We start from the raw sequence: 16,273 nt of genomic DNA on the forward strand, positions 1-16,273 counted from the left end.
ACAGTAGGAGTTCAGCCCAGTGCCCTTCCAATCTGGCCGCAGGCGCAAAGGCCGTGCCCGCGGCCGCGGCGGCCGGGCCGACGCCCGCGGCGACGACGTCGAACCGGCGGTCGCCGCCGAGTCCGCGCAGCACCGCCTCGCGTTCCGCGTCGACCGCGGTGACGATGAGCACCCGGCCGCGAATCGGTAATTCCTTGTTCGCCATGAGGCATCTCCTTTTCGACGCAGGCCGAGGCCTGCTCGCGGCAAGCCGCCGGGACCGACGGTAGCCGGCCGGCCGGCGATTTGCCGCCGTATGGTTTCTCTCGCAGATCACTAAAATTGTACCGCTGTCGTCCGGGACATTCAACCCGGCGCTCCCGAGGCCGCGTCCGGTCCGGCGTTCGCGGCCGAAGGACGGACGCGTTGCCGGACGTCGCCCGGACGTCCGCCGGTCCGGCGGCGCGAGGCGCGGTTTCGGGTTGACGGGCGGCTGCGGGGCTGGTACATTGAATTTAGATTTTATGCAATTCAATTGATTGATATCATTTAAGGCGTGCTTTCATGCCCTAACGGAGGGATTCACGATGTCCAAGCTTTACGAGCTTCAGGCCACGACCATGAAAGGCGAGAACAAGCCGCTTTCGGAGTACGAAGGCGACGTGCTGCTCATCGTCAACACCGCCAGCAAATGCGGCTTCACCCCGCAGTACGCGGACCTGCAGAAATTGCACGAGCAGTACGCCGGCCAAGGGCTGCGCGTGCTCGGCTTCCCGTCCAACCAATTCGGCGAGCAGGAGCCCGGCACCGATTCCGACGTGCAGAGCTTCTGCCAGATCAACTACGGCGTCACGTTCCCGCTGTACGCCAAGTCCGACGTCCGCGACGAGAACGCGAACCCGGTGTTCCGCTACTTGACGGAGCAGGCGCCGTTTCAAGGCTTCGACACGAGCGAGCCGAGCGGCAACATGCTGCACGCCTTCCTGAGCGAGAAGCTGCCGCATTGGCTGATCGACGATTCCATCAAGTGGAACTTCACCAAATTCCTCGTCGACCGCAAGGGCAACGTCGTCGGCCGCTTCGAATCGAACGTCGAGCCGCTGGCGATGGCCGGCGAGATCGAAGCGCTGCTCGGCGCGTCGAACTGAGCGGCTTTTCGCGGTCCCGTCCGCCGGCTTTCCGGCGTTTCCTTTCCCCGAACGGTTACACTAGGAAGGACGCGCAGGAAAGGGTGACAGCATGAAAGCATTGGTATTCCGCGCTTTCGGGGGACCGGAGGTGCTGGCGGTCGAAGAGATCGCCGAGCCGGCGCTCGCGCCGGGCACCGCCGTCGTCCGCATGAAGGCGATCGGATTGAATTACGCCGACGTGTACCGGCGGCAGGGCAACTATCATCTCGTCGGCGAACCGCCGTATATTCTCGGCTACGAAGGAGCGGGAGTCGTCGAAGCGGTCGCGCCGGACGTAGCGGGCATCCGCCCGGGCGACCGGGTGGGTTTCGCGGATGCGCCGCGCGCGAACGCGGAGCTCGTCGCGGTGCCGGCGGACCGGCTTATTCCGCTGCCGGACGGCATCGGTTTCGATACCGCCGCGGCGGTGCTGCTGCAAGGTATGACCGCGCATTATCTGGCGAATGACAGCTATGCCGTCCGGCCGGGCGACCGGATTCTCGTCCATGCGGCGGCCGGCGGCGTCGGGCAGCTGCTCGCGCAGCTGTGCAAAGCCAAAGGCGCGTACGTCATCGGCCTCACGTCCAGCGAGGCCAAACGCGAAACGGCGCTGTCGGCCGGCGCGGACGAGGCGCTGCTCTACGGCGTCGACTGGGCGGCGGAGGTGCTGCGCCGGATGGCTTCCCCAGGGGGCAGCGGAGAAGCCGGCGTCGACGCGGCTTACGATTCCGTCGGCGCGACGCTGCCGGACAGCTTCCGGGCGGTGCGGACGCGCGGGACGGTCGTCTTCTTCGGCATGGCCGGCGGCGATCCGCCGCTCGTCGATCCCCGGATGCTGATGGATACGAGCAAGACGCTTACCGGCGGGGATTTGTGGAACCACGTCACGACGGCGGCCGACCGCCTCCGGCGGGCGGAATCGCTGTTCGGCGACCTGCTCGCGGGCCGGTTGAAGCTGGCGGCACCGACGCGGTTTCCGCTCGCGGAGGGCGCGGCGGCGCACCGCTGGATCGAGAGCCGGGCGAGCACGGGGAAGATATTGCTGGTGCCGTAGCAGCTCTTTGAGCGCGCGCGGCCGCTTATGATACAATGGCACTGCGAGAATGAAGAACGAGGGGTGCTGACGAAGTGAGCGAGCAAATCAACATGATCGAGCTGGTGCGGTTCATCGCCGGCAAGACGAACGCCGACGCCAAGCTGATCGAGCAGGTGCTGAAGCATGAGCAGGCGTTCATCAACAACGCGCCGGAGGACAAGAACGGCGAAGTGAACATCGACAGCGACGAGCTGACGGACTACATCCTGAGCCGCCCGGGACTCAAGTCGGACGAGCTGACCGTGGAGTCGATCCTGGACGCGGAGATGGATTACTTGATGGAACAAGGCATCGCGGGCTACGTCGACTAAGACGCCGCCGCAGGCCCGAAGCGGGGACAGCAGCGATGCTGTCCTTTTTGCGTTGATGGAGGTGAGCGGGAGAGCGTCGGCACCGGGGTATGCATGCATCGAAAGCCGATTACCGAACGGTTCGCTCGATTACCGACGACGACATCGGGCCATTGCCGAAGCAATCGCGGCAACGGGGGCGGGTTCGCGTCTCGAGGGGGGCGTATGCCGGGTATCCGCGAGCAGCGGCAGGTTGCTCCGCTTGCGGGCAGCAGCAAGTAAGTTCCCGGCGCTTGGTTTGGCGGCCATGACAGCCGCTATTTCGATTATTTTGGCTTTCCGCGGGGTTTCGCGGACACACGATCCGTTACTGGCCATGAATTCACGTGCGAGTCTCCCATTTTGCAAGAATAACGGCGCTGGTGGCCGCCCAAAGGCGATTTTACCGCTAAATCGTCGAATAACGGCTCCTGAGTCCGCCAAAATCGAACCAAGTTGAGCGGCGGGGGTCGATGGAGGTGGAGGTAACTCCAGGGGAGTCCGCGAATGGCTTTAACGGAGGGGAGGCACCTGCCAAAAGGCATGAAATGCCGGTCCCGGTTCGCTATAATGGGACTTGTACACGGCAAGAAGATCCAATTCTTGGCTAAACGATTATCTAAATGAATGCGATAAGAGGTGCGGCATCTTTGTTTCCAATGGTTATGATAGGGGACGTTTCCGCTTTGCTGGCGATGTTCGCGCTCGGGCTGGCGGCGTCGACCTTCGGCGCCATCGTCGGCTTGGGCGGCGGGGTCATCATCGTGCCGGCGCTGCTGCTGCTCGGCCCGTCCATGCTCGGCACGGACATCGACACGGCAATGGCGGTCGGCGTATCGCTCGGGGCGCTCGTCTTTACGTCGCTGACGTCGACGCTGACATTCGTGCGGGAGGGCAAGGCGGACCTGCGCAGCGCGCTGTTCTTCTCCATCTCCAGCGGGCCGATGTCGGTGCTGGGGGCGAGCCTGACCTCGCTCTTCGATCCGGACGCGTTTCGCCGGGCATTCGGTTATTTCATGCTGTTCATGGTGGTGCTTCTGCTGCTGCGCAACCGGATCAAGCCGTATCAGGGCAAGTGGCGGTACGTGCGGTCGTATACGGACGCGGCGGGCGCGCGGCACGAATACGGCTTCAACGCGCTGCCCGCGCTCGTCATCGGCGGCGTCGTCGGGATGATCTCCGGGCTGCTCGGCATCGGCGGCGGCGTGCTGCTCATTCCCGCGATGGTGCTGCTGTTCCGGTTCCCGCCGCATATCGCCTCCGCCACGTCGATGGCGGTCATATTCGTCTCGGCGGTCTTCGGCAGCGGCATGCACCTGATCCGCGGCGAATGGGACTGGCTGCTCGTCGCGGCGCTCGCGCCGGGCGCGCTGCTCGGCGGCTGGTTCGGCGCGCGCATCTCGCGGCGCATCGGCAGCGTGCTGCTGATCCGCATCATGTGCGGAGCGCTTCTGCTGTTCGCGCTGCGGATGATCATGACCTGAGGGGAGGCGGGCCTATTGGCGTCGGCCATGGCGATCGGGCTGCAGCAGCTGGCCCCGTACGTGCGGTACGCGCAATACAACGAAGGCGACGAGCGCTACCGGGTGCCGCGCCGGATGATTTACGACTACGAGTTCATCTATCTGACGCGCGGCAGCGCCCTGTTCACGCTCGGCGACGAAGAGAGGCTGCTGCAAGCGGGCGACCTGCACGTCATTCCGCCGCTCGTCTGGAACGCCTGCCGGGTTCCGGAGGGCGGCTCGTTCGCCTATTACGCCTGCCATTTCGATCTCGTCTATATGGGGCGGGAGCTGGATTTCCCCGACGATGTCTATGTACGGGTCGACTACGCGAATCTGCCGGAAGTGCCCGTGCAGGAGGAGCTGCTGGAGCGGCCCGTGCAGACGTTCGCGGACGTGGAGCTGCCGCCGTTCGTCCATACCGGCGCGCCGCACCGGTTCAGCGAACGCTTCGCCGACCTGCTCGCCCTGTTCGAGCGCCGGCCGTTCGGCTACGAAGCGCGGATGCGCGCCTGCCTGCTCGATCTCATCGGCCTGCTGCTGGAGGAGACGCATACGGCGGAGGGCGTTCGCCGGGACAGCCCGCACCGGGCGATGATCACGGAACTCGTCGCCATCCTGCGCGGCGGCGACGGACCGCAGCCCGAGGCCGGGCTGGAAGCCGTCGCGAGCCGCCACGGCATGACGCCGAAGTACGCCCGCGCGCTGTTCAAGCAGGCGACGGGCCTGTCCTGGACGCAGTATCTGACCCGGCAGCGCATGGAGCGGGCCAAGGAGCTGCTTCGGCAGGGCGGCTTGTCCGTCGGCGAGATCGCGCAGCGGTGCGGTTACGAGGACCTGCATTATTTCAGCCGCCTATTCAAGAAGCTGGAGGGCCTGCCCCCGCGGGCCTACGGGGAGTCGCTGCGCGGCCCGGCGTGAGCGGAGTCGCAAGAGAGGGATGGCGCATCCATCGTAAGGGCGCGTGAGTGTTCCCGAGCCTTCCGTTTACGTGCGCCGCTAGCCTCCGCGGCACCGTCAACGCCCGTCGACCGTCGACCGGCGTCCTGCGGAACCGACCGGCTTGACGCAGTCCGTCATCGCCATCCGCGGGATCCGCTTTCGCCGTTTGTGCAAAAGCCCGCGCCGGCGCTCCAAATACACGCGAGCCTCTGCGGGGTAGGATGAAAGCGAAGGCAAATTCCGAATCCGGGAGGCGGACGCGCATGGCGAAACCGTACGAGGTCGCGGTCTATTATTTTCCGAACTATCATGTCGACAGGCGCAACGAGGCTTGGCACGGCGAAGGCTGGACGGAGTGGGAGCTGGTGAAGCGGGCGACGCCGCGCTTCGAGGGACACGATCTCCCGAAGGTGCCCTTGTGGGGCTACACGGACGAGGCGGATCCCGCCGCCATGGCGCAAAAGATCGACGCGGCCGCGGATCACGGCGTGGATACGTTTATTTTCGACTGGTACTGGTACGAGGACGGCCCTTACCTGGAGCGCGCGCTGGAGGAGGGATTCCTCGGCGCGGCCAACAACGAACGGCTGAAGTTCGCGCTGATGTGGGCGAACCACGATTGGATCGACATCCATCCGGCGCCGCGGAACGCGCCGTACAACACGCTGGCGCCCGGCGGGGTCAGCCGGGAGGCGTTCGCGCGGGCGACCGGCCATATGATCGACGCGTATTTCAGCCGGCCCAACTATTGGCGGGTGGACGGCAAGCTGTACTTCTCCGTCTACGAGCTGATGAGCCTCGTCCAAGGGCTCGGCGGCCTCGATGCGGCGCGCGCGGCGCTGGACGACTTCCGGGCGCGGGTGCGCGCGGCCGGACTCGGCGAGCTGCACGTGAACGCCGTCGTGTGGGGCGTGCAGATCCTGCCGGGGGAGGAGAAGATCGCGAACGCGGAAGACATGCTCGCCGCGCTCGGCATCGACAGCGTGTCCTCGTACGTGTGGATTCACCACCGGGAGCTGTCGTCGTTTCCGGAGACGCCGTATGACGAGATTGCCGAGAAATCCGCGGAAGACTGGGAGACGTTTTCCGGGCAGTACGGTCTGCCATACTTGCCGAACGTCACGATGGGCTGGGATTCCTCGCCGCGCACGATCCAATCGGACCGGTTCGACAACCTCGGCTATCCGTACATGGCCATGCTCTCCGGCAATTCGCCGGAGCGGTTCCGGCGCGCGCTCGAGCGGATGAAGGCGTTCCTGGAGCAGGATGTCAACGGCTTCCGCGCCTTCACGATCAACGCGTGGAACGAATGGACCGAAGGCAGTTATTTGGAGCCGGACACGACGAACGGCTTGGCGTACTTGGAAGCGATCCGTACGGTGTTCGGACGGTAGCGGCCGGAGCAGGAGCGCGCATTAAGGGGCTGTTCCCTCGTCATTCGCGGAGAATGACGGGGGAACAGCCCCTTGTCGTCCGTCGGCGGGGTCCGAAATTACATTTTGCCTTCGGTGAAGATTTGGAACGGGATGCCGAACTTGTCCGTCAGCGTGCCGTACGCGGAGCTGAAGAACGTCTCTTGCAGCGGCATCTCGATCGTGCCGCCGTAGGCCAGCGCGTTGAAGATGCGGGCGGCTTCTTCGGCGTCGCCCAAGGTGATGCAGATCGTCACTTGGTTGCCGGCCTTGACCTCTTGGCCCGGGAACGTATCCGAGAACATGATGTCGGATTCGCCGATGCGGATCATGGCATGGCTGACCAGGCTCTTCGCGGATTCCGGCAGCGGGAAATCGGGATTCTCCGGCATCTCGCCGAACGTCTGCTTGAACAGCGGCGTAGCGCCCAGGGCGCGCTCATAGAACGCGATGGCATCCTGCGCGTTGCCGTTCATTACGAAATACGGGGTCAAACGCAAAGACATGACTGAAACAGCTCCTCTAAATTGAGATGGGTACGGGCTTTACAGGGCGAGCAACCCTATCCAGTATCGCCACAAACCCATTATATATGATCGAACATGTGTTCGCAATAGCGATCGTGAAAAAACCTCCCGAAGGAGGTTGGGGCGCCGCTGGGCGATCGAACCGGACGGGCCTCCGTCAGGCCGCGCGCCGGTGTCGCGCGACCATCAGCGCGTAGATCAGGACCGCGCCGACGTCGAGGGCCGCGATCAGGATGCCCATCGGCACCGCCGTATCGCTGCCGGCGATGCCGACGAACGGCGCCACGACGGAGCCGAAGATGAACGACATGAGCCCCTGCAGCGCGGAGGCGCTACCCGCGTTGCTCCCCTGGCTGCGCATGGCGAGCGAGAAGCCCATCGTGGACACGATCCCCACGCTGGCGACGACGAAAAACAGCGGCGGCAGCACGAAGCCGAGCGGCGCATGGGCGAGCAGCATGGCCAGCAGCGCGACGCCGCCGGCCGCGGCCAGGCCGAGCCCGGCCGCGAGCAGCTTCGCCTCGTCGACCCGGCCGGCAAGCCGTCCCGCCAGCTGGCTGGCGCAAATAATGCCGAGGCCGTTCACGGCGAAGCAGAGGCTGAAGACTTGCGGCGAGACGCCGTACACGTTCTGCAGCACGAACGGCGAGCCCGAGATGTAGGCGAACATCGCGGCCATGACGAAGCCCTGCGCGAGCGCGTAGCCCATGAACGAGCGGTCCGTCTGCAGGCGGCGGAAGGTGCGCAGCGTGTTCCCGATGCCGGCCTGGGAGCGGCGCGAGGGCGGGAGCGTCTCGGGAAGGCCGAGCAGCACGGCGAGAAACATGGCGAGGCCGATCGCGCCGAGCACGAGGAACACGCCGTGCCAGTCGGTGACGTGCAGCAGCTGCCCGCCGACGATGGGCGCGGCGATCGGGGCGATGCCGTTCACGAGCATGAGCTGGGCGAAGAATTTCGTCAGCTCCGTACCGCTGTACAGGTCGCGGACGACCGCCCGCGAGATGACGATGCCGGCGGAGCCGGCGAGGCCCTGCAGGAAGCGCAGGGCGATGAAGGCGCCGATGCTCGGCACGAACGCGCACAGCAGCGAAGCGGCCGTGTAGAGCAGCAGCCCGACGAGCAGCGGGCCGCGGCGTCCGCGCACGTCGCTGACCGGGCCGGCGAACAGCTGTCCGACCGCGAGGCCGATCATGCAGGCCGTCAGGCTGAGCTGGGCGAGCGACGTGCTCGTGTGCAGGTCCTCCGCGAGCTTCGGCAGCGCCGGCAGATACATGTCGAGCGAGAGCGGCCCGAACGCGCTCAGCGAGCCGAGCACGCCCGCCGTCCAGAGCCTCCGGGAGCGGGGCAGCGCGGCAGACGATTCGGGAATCGGGGATGAAGACATGGCGAACAAATCCTTTCCGTTCGTTCGGTACGTTCCGTTTATATAGAAGCCGTGCTTATGGAATCTCCGCGCGGTAACAAGCTGCACTCATTATAGGGAGCGGTTCGCGGCGCTGTCAACGAACGAGCCGAACGATTTCCGTCCCCAAGGCGCGTCCGGCAAAGCCGCCGCTTCCCGCATGCGCGGGATAATCCGAAGGAAAAGCCGGCATACTATCCCCGAATCAAAAGGAGGGATTTGCCATGCATACTTGGCAGCGCGGTCTAGGCGCCGGCATGCTGTCCGCGGCGCTTCTGCTCTCGGGGACGGCTTGCGGCAGCAAGGACGGAAACAATAGCGGCAATAATGCCGGCAACGGGGCGGCGAACGGCGGCAACAACGCGGCCGGCGGCGCGGGGACGAACACGGGCGAGGCCGCCGGCGGGAACAACGCCGGCGCGGGAGCCGGCACGGCCCTCGCGGCCGTCAAATCGGCCGGCGAAATCACGGTCGGCACGGAGGGAACGTACGCGCCGTTCACGTTTCACGACAAGAGCGGCAAGCTGACGGGCTTCGACGTGGATATCGCGCAGGAGGTGGCGAAGCGGATCGGGGTCAAGGCGAAGTTCGTGGAGACCAAGTGGGACGGCATGCTGGCCGGTCTCGACGCCAAGCGGTTCGACATGGTCGCGAACGAAGTGACGATCCGGGACGACCGGAAGCAGAAGTACGATTTTTCCGATCCGTACATCCTCTCGAAGGCCGTGCTGATCGTGAAGGACAACAACACGTCCATCAAGAGCCTGGCCGACCTGAAGGGCAAGAAGTCCGGCCAGTCGCTCACGAGCGATCTCGGCGACATCGCCAAGGCGAACGGCGCGAAGATCGTGCAGATCGACGGCTTCAACCAGGCGATCGACCTGCTGACGTCGGGCCGGATCGACGCGACCGTCAACGACAAGCTGTCGTTCCTGGATTTGAAGAAGCAGCGACCCGATGTGCCGATCAAGGTCGTGGCGGAGACGGACAACGTGTCGCAAAGCGGGCTGCTCTTCCGCAAGGGGGGCGCGGATCTCGTCGACGCGGCGAACAAGGCGCTGGCGGACATGAAGGCGGACGGCACCTACTTGAAAATCTCCCAGACCTATTTCGGCGAGGACGTCTCGAAGTAAGAGAAAGCGGGTTGGCAACATGAGCGAACATACGGATCGGTACCTGCAGATATTCGCCGATTCCTTCCTGCCCCTGCTGCGCGCGGGGCTTGCGTTTACCGTGCCGCTGACGCTGATCTCGTTCGCGCTCGGCCTCGCGCTGGCGGTGGCGACCGCGCTGGCGCGGCTGTCGGACTTCCGGCCGCTCGTCCTGCTGGCGCGCTTCTACGTCTGGATCGTCCGCGGCACGCCGCTGCTGGTCCAGCTGTTCATCATTTTCTACGGCCTCCCGAGCCTCGGCATCCTCATCGACGCGTTCCCGGCGGCGGTCATCGGCTTCTCGCTCAGCGTCGGCGCCTACGGCTCGGAAATCGTACGCGCGGCGATCGTCTCGATTCCGCGGGGCCAGTGGGAGGCGGCGTACTCGGTCGGGCAGACGCGGGGACAGGCGCTGCGGCGCATCATCCTGCCCCAGGCCGCCCGGGTATCGGTGCCGCCGCTCTCGAACTCGTTCATCTCGCTCGTGAAGGACACGTCCCTGGCGGCGGCCGTGACGGTCACCGAGCTGTTCCAGAAAGGGCAGCAGATCGCGGCGGCGACGTACGAGCCGATGCTGGTCTATTGCGAGGTCGCGCTCATCTACTTATTGTTCTGCACGGTGCTCGGGGCGCTGCAGCGGCGGCTGGAACGGCATTTCGACCGGTATGCCGCCGTCTAGCGGACGGTTCGGGACGTTGTCCGGAAGGAGGGATCGCTCATGATCGAAGTTCGCCGGCTGATCAAATCGTTCGGCGGCCTGGACGTGCTGCGGGGCATCGACCTGACGCTCGAGAAAGGAAACGTGCTCGTCGTCATCGGGCCGTCGGGCTCCGGCAAGTCGACGCTGCTGCGCTGCCTGAACGTCCTGGAGACGCCGACGTCGGGCACCGTCGCGGTCGGGGGCGCGCGGCTGGACTTCCGGCCGGGCGCGAAGCCGCGGCAGGCGGACGTGCTCGCGCTGCGCCGCCGCTCGGGCATGGTCTTCCAGGCGTATCACCTGTTCCCGCACTTCACCGCGCTGCAAAACGTGATGGAGGGCCAGGTGACGGTGAAGCGCATGCCGAAGGCCGAAGCGAAGGACAAAGCGCTGCGGCTGCTCGCGAAGGTGGGCTTGGCCGACAAGGCCGACGCTTACCCGCACCAGCTCTCCGGCGGCCAGCAGCAGCGGGTCGGCATCGCCCGGGCGATGTCGATCGATCCCGAGCTGCTGCTGTTCGACGAGCCGACGTCGGCGCTCGATCCCGAGCTCGTCCGCGAGGTGCTGAAGGTCATCCGCGAGCTGGCGGAGGAAGGGCGGACGATGATGATCGTCACGCACGAGATGAAGTTCGCCCGCGAGGTGGCGGACCGGATCGTGCTGCTGGACGGCGGCGTCATCGTCGAGGAAGGCTCGCCGGAGCAGCTGTTCGAGCGGCCGCGCGAGGAACGGACGCGGCGATTCTTGTCCCTGCTGATGGAGCGGGACGGGTGACGCAAGGCGAGACGGCATAGCAAAAAAGCCGGCCCCCGGTTCGGGGGCCGGCTTTCTTTTTGGCTTCGCCTTCGGAACATGCTTCCCCGCGCGGGCTAACGCGTCAATGCCGGCCGCCCTTGCCGGTAGAATTCGTAGGCGGGATTCGGCGTGCCCGTCAGCCGGTCCTTGAGCAGCTTGGCGAGGATGGAGCTGTAGACGAGCCCGTTGTCGCCGTAAGCGTAGAGGAAGAAGCAGCGCGGGAAGTCCGCGTATTCCCCGATCATCGGGAGGCCGTCGTGCGTCCCGCCGTAGAAGGCGGCGAGATGGAATTCCGCTTCCGTCGCCGCGGCGATCGCGGGAAACCGGTCGGCCAGCTCCTTCATCAGCCGGTCCCGCTTGCCGGCCAGGTGGGAATCCCGGTCCTCCGCGATCGCGGTCCCTTCGTCGAGGCCGCCGACGATGACGCGGCGGTCCCGCGTCGTGCGCAGGTAGATGTACGGCCGGGCCGTCTCCCAGACGAGCGTCCGGCCATGCCAGCCGTCGAACGCGTCGAGGGGCTTGGTCACGACGGCGTACGTGCTGAGCAGCAGCGCGTTTTTGTCCGGCTTGAAGGACATCGTCTCGTAGCCGGCCGCCACGATCGCCCTGCGCGCCCGGATCGTAGGGCCGCCGGCGGTGCGGAACGCCACGTGGTCGGCTTCGTCGACCCGGCCGGTGATTTCCGTCTGCTCGTAGATCGCCGCGCCCCGGGCTTTGGCGCCCTCGATCAGGGCGACGTTATACGCGAACGGGTTGATTTCCCCGTCGTTGCGGACGTAGATCGCGGCGGGACGGGAGAACGGGTAATGGCGGCGGATCCGGTCCCCGGACCACCATTCGGCGTCGAAGCCGTGCTTCGACAAGTAACCGAACTCCTGCTCCAGCTTCGGCAGGTCGGCCTCGCTCGCGGCGCAATACAGGCTGTCCCTGCGCGAGAATTCGACGTCCCGCGGTAGCGCCGCCGCGTCGGCTTCGATATCCGCGATCGCCTGCCGGCAGCGTTCGGCGTGCCGGATCGCCGCTTGTTCGCCGAAGCTGTTGACCAGCTCGAACAGCATTTTGTCGCCGAGGTATTGAAGGAGCGCCGTATTCGTCAGCGTGCTCCCCCAGCCGACGCGCCGCTTGTCCGCCACGACCACGTCGAGCCCCGCGCCGCTCAGCTCGTAGGCGCACTGCGCCCCGGAGCTGCCGCCGCCGATGACGAGCACGTCGCAGGCGACGTCTTCCCGAAGGGTCGGATACGCCGGCGCGTCCGGCAGCGTCGTGGGCCAGTACATCTTGCCGGTATGAAGATCCAAGCGCGATCCCTGCCTTTCTTTTCATGTCGCGTTAGTGTGCGCCGGAGCCGGAAGAAACATGCTTGCGGCCGCGGTCCGGTTCGCGGCGGCCGCCCGGGCGGCGAGGGAACGCCAAAAAGCACCCTTGCCGATAAGGGTGCCTGTCTCGCTGAAGATGAAGGTCCGTCCGGCGGGAGGGGAGGACCCGTCCGGGCGATGCCGGTTCGTTCGGGCATTGCGGGCATTATCGGCCGGCCGCGGTCCGCCCCGGGTTCCGTCCGGGGTCGCCCGCGAAGCCGGGTCGCGCGTGCAGCGGCCCGGCTCCGGCGGCTTTAGGCAGGCGGCCTTTCAGGAGCTCGAAGACGGAGCCGTGATTCGCCGTCCTCGGCGTCAGCGTGCCGAACGTCATGATATGGTTGAAGCGCAGCAAGAACGCGAAATCGTCGTAAGACATGAGGGAAAGGCTCCTTTCGGCGGCCCCGTCGAGCGGCCGGTCGTTGTCGTATGACATGTACCCTTCCGCCGCGCGGGCGAAACAGAGGGCCGTGCTTCGCCGGAAAGGCGCGTGCCGTTTTTGCCCCGCCGCGGAAAGCCCCGGTCCGTTTCGCTTCGCCTAAGCCGTCACGCGCCTCTGCTATCCGTCCGCCGGCATCCGTCCGCTTCCCGATATCCGTTCCGCCGCGAAGCCGGGGCATGCGTACCCGCCCAAGCCGCCGCGCCGAAAGTTTCGATTGACAGCGAAAGGGCTTACATGATTGAATAATGGGGTAAGCGCTTAACCCATTCCTTTCCCTCCATTCCCGAAGCCCGAAGTTTCTCGTGATGAAGCGTACAAGGGACTATTGACGCACGTGTTGACGATTCGTCGGGAAATCTGTCGAATCGACTTTATCCGACGTCTGCCGGCGATCCGCGGGAATTAGGGTAACCGTTTTACTTAAGCGCGATCGGCTCGGTCGCCGGAGTACGGGCGATCCGCCGGCGCGCGGAGCGCAAGGAAGCGCGGCCGGACGTCCGGGAGGGAGGACGCCCGGCCAGGCGCCGACGGCGGCAATTTAACCCCTGGCAATCAACCCCTTAGGAGAGGTGCGGTAACACGACATGAAACCGATTGGCATTGGCATCATCGGCGCGGGGCGCATTGGCCGCCTGCACGCGGAAAATCTGGTCCGGATGAGCGGCGTCCGGATCGTCGCGATCTCGGACCTGTTCCCGGATCCGGCCCGGGAATGGGCGGCCGGCATCGGCATCCCGAAAGTAAGCGGCGACTACCGCGAGCTGCTGCGCGACGCGGAGATCGACGCGCTGCTGATCTGCTCCCCGACGGGCACGCACGTGGACATCATTACCGAAGCGGCCGAGGCCGGCAAAGCGATCTTCTGCGAGAAGCCGGTCTCGCTGGAGCTCGAGCGGACGTACGCGGCCATCGAAGCGGCGGATCGCGCGGGCGTGCCGCTGCAGATCGGCTTTAACCGGCGCTTCGACCCGAATTTCCGCCAAGTGAAGGCGTACATCGAGGACGGGCGCATCGGCGACGTTCACGCCGTCAAGATCACGTCGCGCGACCCGAACCCGCCGACTCCGGAGTACGTCAAGACGTCCGGCGGCCTGTTCCTCGACATGGCGATCCACGATTTCGACATGGCGCGCTACCTGAGCGGCAGCGAGATCACGGAGGTGTACGCGATGGGCGGCGTGCTCATCGATCCGGCGATCGGCGAGATGGGCGACATCGACACCGCGATGATTTCCCTGAAATTCGCGAACGGCGCGTTCGGCACCATCGACAACAGCCGCAAGGCATGCTACGGCTACGACCAGCGGGTCGAGGTATTCGGCGCGGACGGCTGCCTGACGGCGGACAACGAATATCCGAACAACGTCCGCGTCTTCGACGGCACGGGCATCCACGGCGAGAAGCCGAAGTATTTCTTCCTCGAGCGCTACAGCGCGTCCTACGTGCGGGAGATCGAGGATTTCCTCGCTGCGGTGCGCGGCGAGGGGAGCGTGCCCGTCCAAGGCCGCGACGGCCTGCAGGCGGAATTGGCGGCGCGCGCGGCGGGCATCTCCCTGCGCGAAGGCCGTCCGGTGAAGATTTCCGAAGTAATCGATTCCTTGAAGGAGGCTTCCGCGACATGAGTACGGTTGGTTTGACGATGGCGCAAGCGCTGGTGCGGTACCTAGACGCCCAGTACGTGGAGATCGACGGGGAAGAACGCAAATTCGTCACGGGCGTGATGGGCATCTTCGGCCACGGCAACGTGACGGGCATCGGCGAGGCGCTGGAGCGCGGCCGGGGCTCCCTTGACTTCATTCAAGGCAAAAGCGAGCAGGGGATGGCGCATGCCGCCGCCGCGTACGCGAAGCAGAGCGGCCGGCTCGCGATCTACGCCTGCACCTCGTCCATCGGGCCGGGCGCGCTCAACATGGTGACGGCCGCCGCGACGGCGACGGTGAACCGGATTCCGCTGCTGCTGCTGCCGGGGGATATTTTCGCCGACCGCCAGCCGGATCCCGTGCTGCAGCAGCTCGAGCACCCGATGGACTACACGGTATCGGCGAACGACGCCTTCAAGCCGGTCAGCCGCTATTGGGACCGGATTACCCGTCCCGAGCAGCTGATGAGCGCGATGGCGCAGGCGATGCGCGTGCTGACGGATCCCGCGGACACGGGCGCGGTCACGATCGCCTTGCCGCAGGACGTCCAAGCGGAAGCGTACGATTATCCCGAGGCGTTCTTCCGCAAGCGGGTGCACAGCATCGACCGCCGTCCGCCGTCGTCCTCGGCGCTGGCGCGCGCGGCGAAGCTGATCGCGGACAAGAAGCGTCCGGTCATCGTCGCGGGCGGCGGCGTCCACTACGCGCTCGCGACCGAAACCTTGCGCAAGTTCGCCGAGCAGTTCGGCATTCCGGTGACGGAGACGCAGGCCGGCAAGAGCGTCCTGCCGTGGAACCACCCGCTGAACCTCGGCGCGGTCGGCGTCACCGGCACGCTCGCGGCGAACCGCACGGCCGCCGAGGCGGATCTGGTCATCGCGGTCGGCACGCGGCTCTCGGACTTCACGACCGCGTCCAAGACGGCGTTCGCGAACCCGGAGGCGGAGCTGCTGTGCGTCAACGTCGCGGCGTTCGACGCCCATAAGCTCGACGGCACGGCGCTCGTGGCGGACGCGAAGCTCGCGCTGGAGGGGCTGGCCGGCCTGCTGACGCAGCAGGGCTACCGCGCCGACTACGACAGCGCGGCGCTGTCCGCGCGCAAGGCGGAGTGGAACGCGGAAGTGGACGCCCTGTACGCGCTCGAGCGCGAGGACGGTCTGACGCAGACGCGCGCGCTCGGCGTCATCAACGAATTCATCGGCGAGGACGACGTCATCGTCTGCGCGGCGGGCAGCCTGCCGGGCGACCTGCACCGGCTGTGGCGGCCGGGCAAGCCGCAAACCTACCATATGGAATACGGCTTCTCCTGCATGGGCTACGAGATCTCCGGGGCGTTCGGCGCGAAGCTGGCCCGCACGGAAGGCGAGGTGTACGCGCTCGTCGGCGACGGCAGCTTCCTCATGCTGCACTCCGAGCTCGTGACGAGCCTGCAGGAGCGGCGCAAAATCAACGTCCTGCTCTTCGACAACCACGGCTTCCAGTGCATTCACAACCTGCAGCGCGGCCACGGCAGCGACGGCTTCGGCAACGAGTTCCGCTATAAGGAAGCGGGCGTCCTCGGCGGCGATCCGCTGCCGATCGACTTCCGCGCGCTGGCGGCGAGCCTGGGCTGCGCGGCGTTCGCGGCGCACGACGCGGATTCGCTGCGCGCGGCGCTGGAGCAGGCGGCCGCTTCGGACCGCTCGACGCTCGTCCACATGCAGGTGCTGCCGGGCACGAACACGGACGGCTACGAATCGTGGTGGCGCGTCGACGGCGCGGCGGTGTCCGTCAGCCCGAAGGTCACGGCGGCGCACGAGGCGAACGCCAAGATCCGCGGCCAAGCCCGGCCGATCTAA

15 protein-coding genes and 1 pseudogene are annotated in these 16,273 nt (G+C 66.1%); 11 read left to right on the plus strand and 5 right to left on the minus strand.

The features are described 5' to 3' along the window. Positions 1-205 (minus strand): annotated as a pseudogene (locus I8J29_RS29675) (hypothetical protein); the annotation flags it as partial. A gap of 361 nt (positions 206-566) precedes the next feature. Here I8J29_RS29675 and I8J29_RS29680 point away from each other — a divergent pair. The 6 genes from I8J29_RS29680 to I8J29_RS29705 all read left to right on the plus strand — a co-directional run bounded on the left by I8J29_RS29680 (position 567) and on the right by I8J29_RS29705 (position 6,411). Next, positions 567-1,127, plus strand: a complete 561-nt coding sequence (locus I8J29_RS29680; RefSeq protein ID WP_208850932.1) for a glutathione peroxidase — start codon at positions 567-569, stop codon at positions 1,125-1,127. 91 nt (positions 1,128-1,218) lie between these two features. After that, the gene (locus I8J29_RS29685; protein ID WP_208850933.1) at positions 1,219-2,202 is read left to right on the plus strand and encodes a quinone oxidoreductase family protein; all 984 of its coding nucleotides are present in this window, start codon (positions 1,219-1,221) and stop codon (positions 2,200-2,202) included. Positions 2,203-2,276: 74 nt separating this feature from the next. After that, complete coding sequence (locus I8J29_RS29690) at positions 2,277-2,555, plus strand: hypothetical protein (RefSeq protein WP_208850934.1); 279 nt, start codon at positions 2,277-2,279, stop codon at positions 2,553-2,555. A gap of 713 nt (positions 2,556-3,268) precedes the next feature. Continuing rightward, positions 3,269-4,057 carry a sulfite exporter TauE/SafE family protein gene (locus I8J29_RS29695; RefSeq protein ID WP_240546585.1) on the plus strand — a complete coding sequence of 263 codons (789 nt, stop codon included), beginning with the start codon at positions 3,269-3,271 and terminating at the stop codon, positions 4,055-4,057. Positions 4,058-4,072: 15 nt separating this feature from the next. After that, positions 4,073-4,996, plus strand: coding sequence for a helix-turn-helix transcriptional regulator (locus tag I8J29_RS29700; RefSeq protein ID WP_208850935.1), 924 nt, complete (start codon positions 4,073-4,075; stop codon positions 4,994-4,996). Between the two features lie 284 nt (positions 4,997-5,280). Next, the gene (locus I8J29_RS29705; protein WP_208850936.1) at positions 5,281-6,411 is read left to right on the plus strand and encodes a glycosyltransferase WbsX family protein; all 1,131 of its coding nucleotides are present in this window, start codon (positions 5,281-5,283) and stop codon (positions 6,409-6,411) included. Between the two features lie 98 nt (positions 6,412-6,509). On the opposite strand, the gene I8J29_RS29710 is transcribed toward I8J29_RS29705, so the two are convergent. Both I8J29_RS29710 and I8J29_RS29715 read right to left on the minus strand, forming a co-directional pair. Further along, positions 6,510-6,935: a VOC family protein gene (locus I8J29_RS29710; RefSeq protein WP_208850937.1), complete on the minus strand. Its 426-nt coding sequence runs from the start codon at positions 6,933-6,935 to the stop codon at positions 6,510-6,512. 178 nt (positions 6,936-7,113) lie between these two features. Further along, positions 7,114-8,340: a multidrug effflux MFS transporter gene (locus I8J29_RS29715; protein ID WP_208850938.1), complete on the minus strand. Its 1,227-nt coding sequence runs from the start codon at positions 8,338-8,340 to the stop codon at positions 7,114-7,116. 242 nt (positions 8,341-8,582) lie between these two features. Here I8J29_RS29715 and I8J29_RS29720 point away from each other — a divergent pair, with 242 nt between their 5' ends. The 3 genes from I8J29_RS29720 to I8J29_RS29730 are packed head-to-tail and all read left to right on the plus strand — an operon-like array spanning position 8,583 to position 10,980. Continuing rightward, the gene (locus I8J29_RS29720; protein ID WP_240546583.1) at positions 8,583-9,491 is read left to right on the plus strand and encodes an amino acid ABC transporter substrate-binding protein; all 909 of its coding nucleotides are present in this window, start codon (positions 8,583-8,585) and stop codon (positions 9,489-9,491) included. A 19-nt stretch (positions 9,492-9,510) separates the two neighbouring features. After that, the gene (locus I8J29_RS29725) at positions 9,511-10,188 is read left to right on the plus strand and encodes an amino acid ABC transporter permease (protein WP_208850939.1); all 678 of its coding nucleotides are present in this window, start codon (positions 9,511-9,513) and stop codon (positions 10,186-10,188) included. 39 nt (positions 10,189-10,227) lie between these two features. Continuing rightward, on the plus strand, positions 10,228-10,980 hold the full coding sequence (locus I8J29_RS29730; protein ID WP_208850940.1) for an amino acid ABC transporter ATP-binding protein: 753 nt from the start codon (positions 10,228-10,230) through the stop codon (positions 10,978-10,980). 95 nt (positions 10,981-11,075) lie between these two features. Here the strand turns inward: I8J29_RS29730 and I8J29_RS29735 are convergent, their stop codons facing one another. Both I8J29_RS29735 and I8J29_RS29740 read right to left on the minus strand, forming a co-directional pair. Then, positions 11,076-12,299 carry an NAD(P)/FAD-dependent oxidoreductase gene (locus I8J29_RS29735; protein WP_208850941.1) on the minus strand — a complete coding sequence of 408 codons (1,224 nt, stop codon included), beginning with the start codon at positions 12,297-12,299 and terminating at the stop codon, positions 11,076-11,078. Between the two features lie 223 nt (positions 12,300-12,522). Next, positions 12,523-12,732, minus strand: coding sequence for a hypothetical protein (locus I8J29_RS29740; protein ID WP_208850942.1), 210 nt, complete (start codon positions 12,730-12,732; stop codon positions 12,523-12,525). Positions 12,733-13,379: 647 nt separating this feature from the next. Between I8J29_RS29740 and iolG the strand changes: the two genes are divergently transcribed. After that, complete coding sequence (gene iolG / locus I8J29_RS29745) at positions 13,380-14,417, plus strand: inositol 2-dehydrogenase (RefSeq protein WP_208850943.1); 1,038 nt, start codon at positions 13,380-13,382, stop codon at positions 14,415-14,417. Further along, positions 14,414-16,273 carry a 3D-(3,5/4)-trihydroxycyclohexane-1,2-dione acylhydrolase (decyclizing) gene (gene iolD / locus I8J29_RS29750; RefSeq protein WP_208850944.1) on the plus strand — a complete coding sequence of 620 codons (1,860 nt, stop codon included), beginning with the start codon at positions 14,414-14,416 and terminating at the stop codon, positions 16,271-16,273. The genes iolG and iolD overlap by 4 nt, the downstream gene beginning before the upstream one ends.

The sequence above is a fragment of the Paenibacillus artemisiicola genome (assembly GCF_017652985.1).
Classification (GTDB): Bacteria; Bacillota; Bacilli; order Paenibacillales; family Paenibacillaceae; genus Paenibacillus_Z; species Paenibacillus_Z artemisiicola.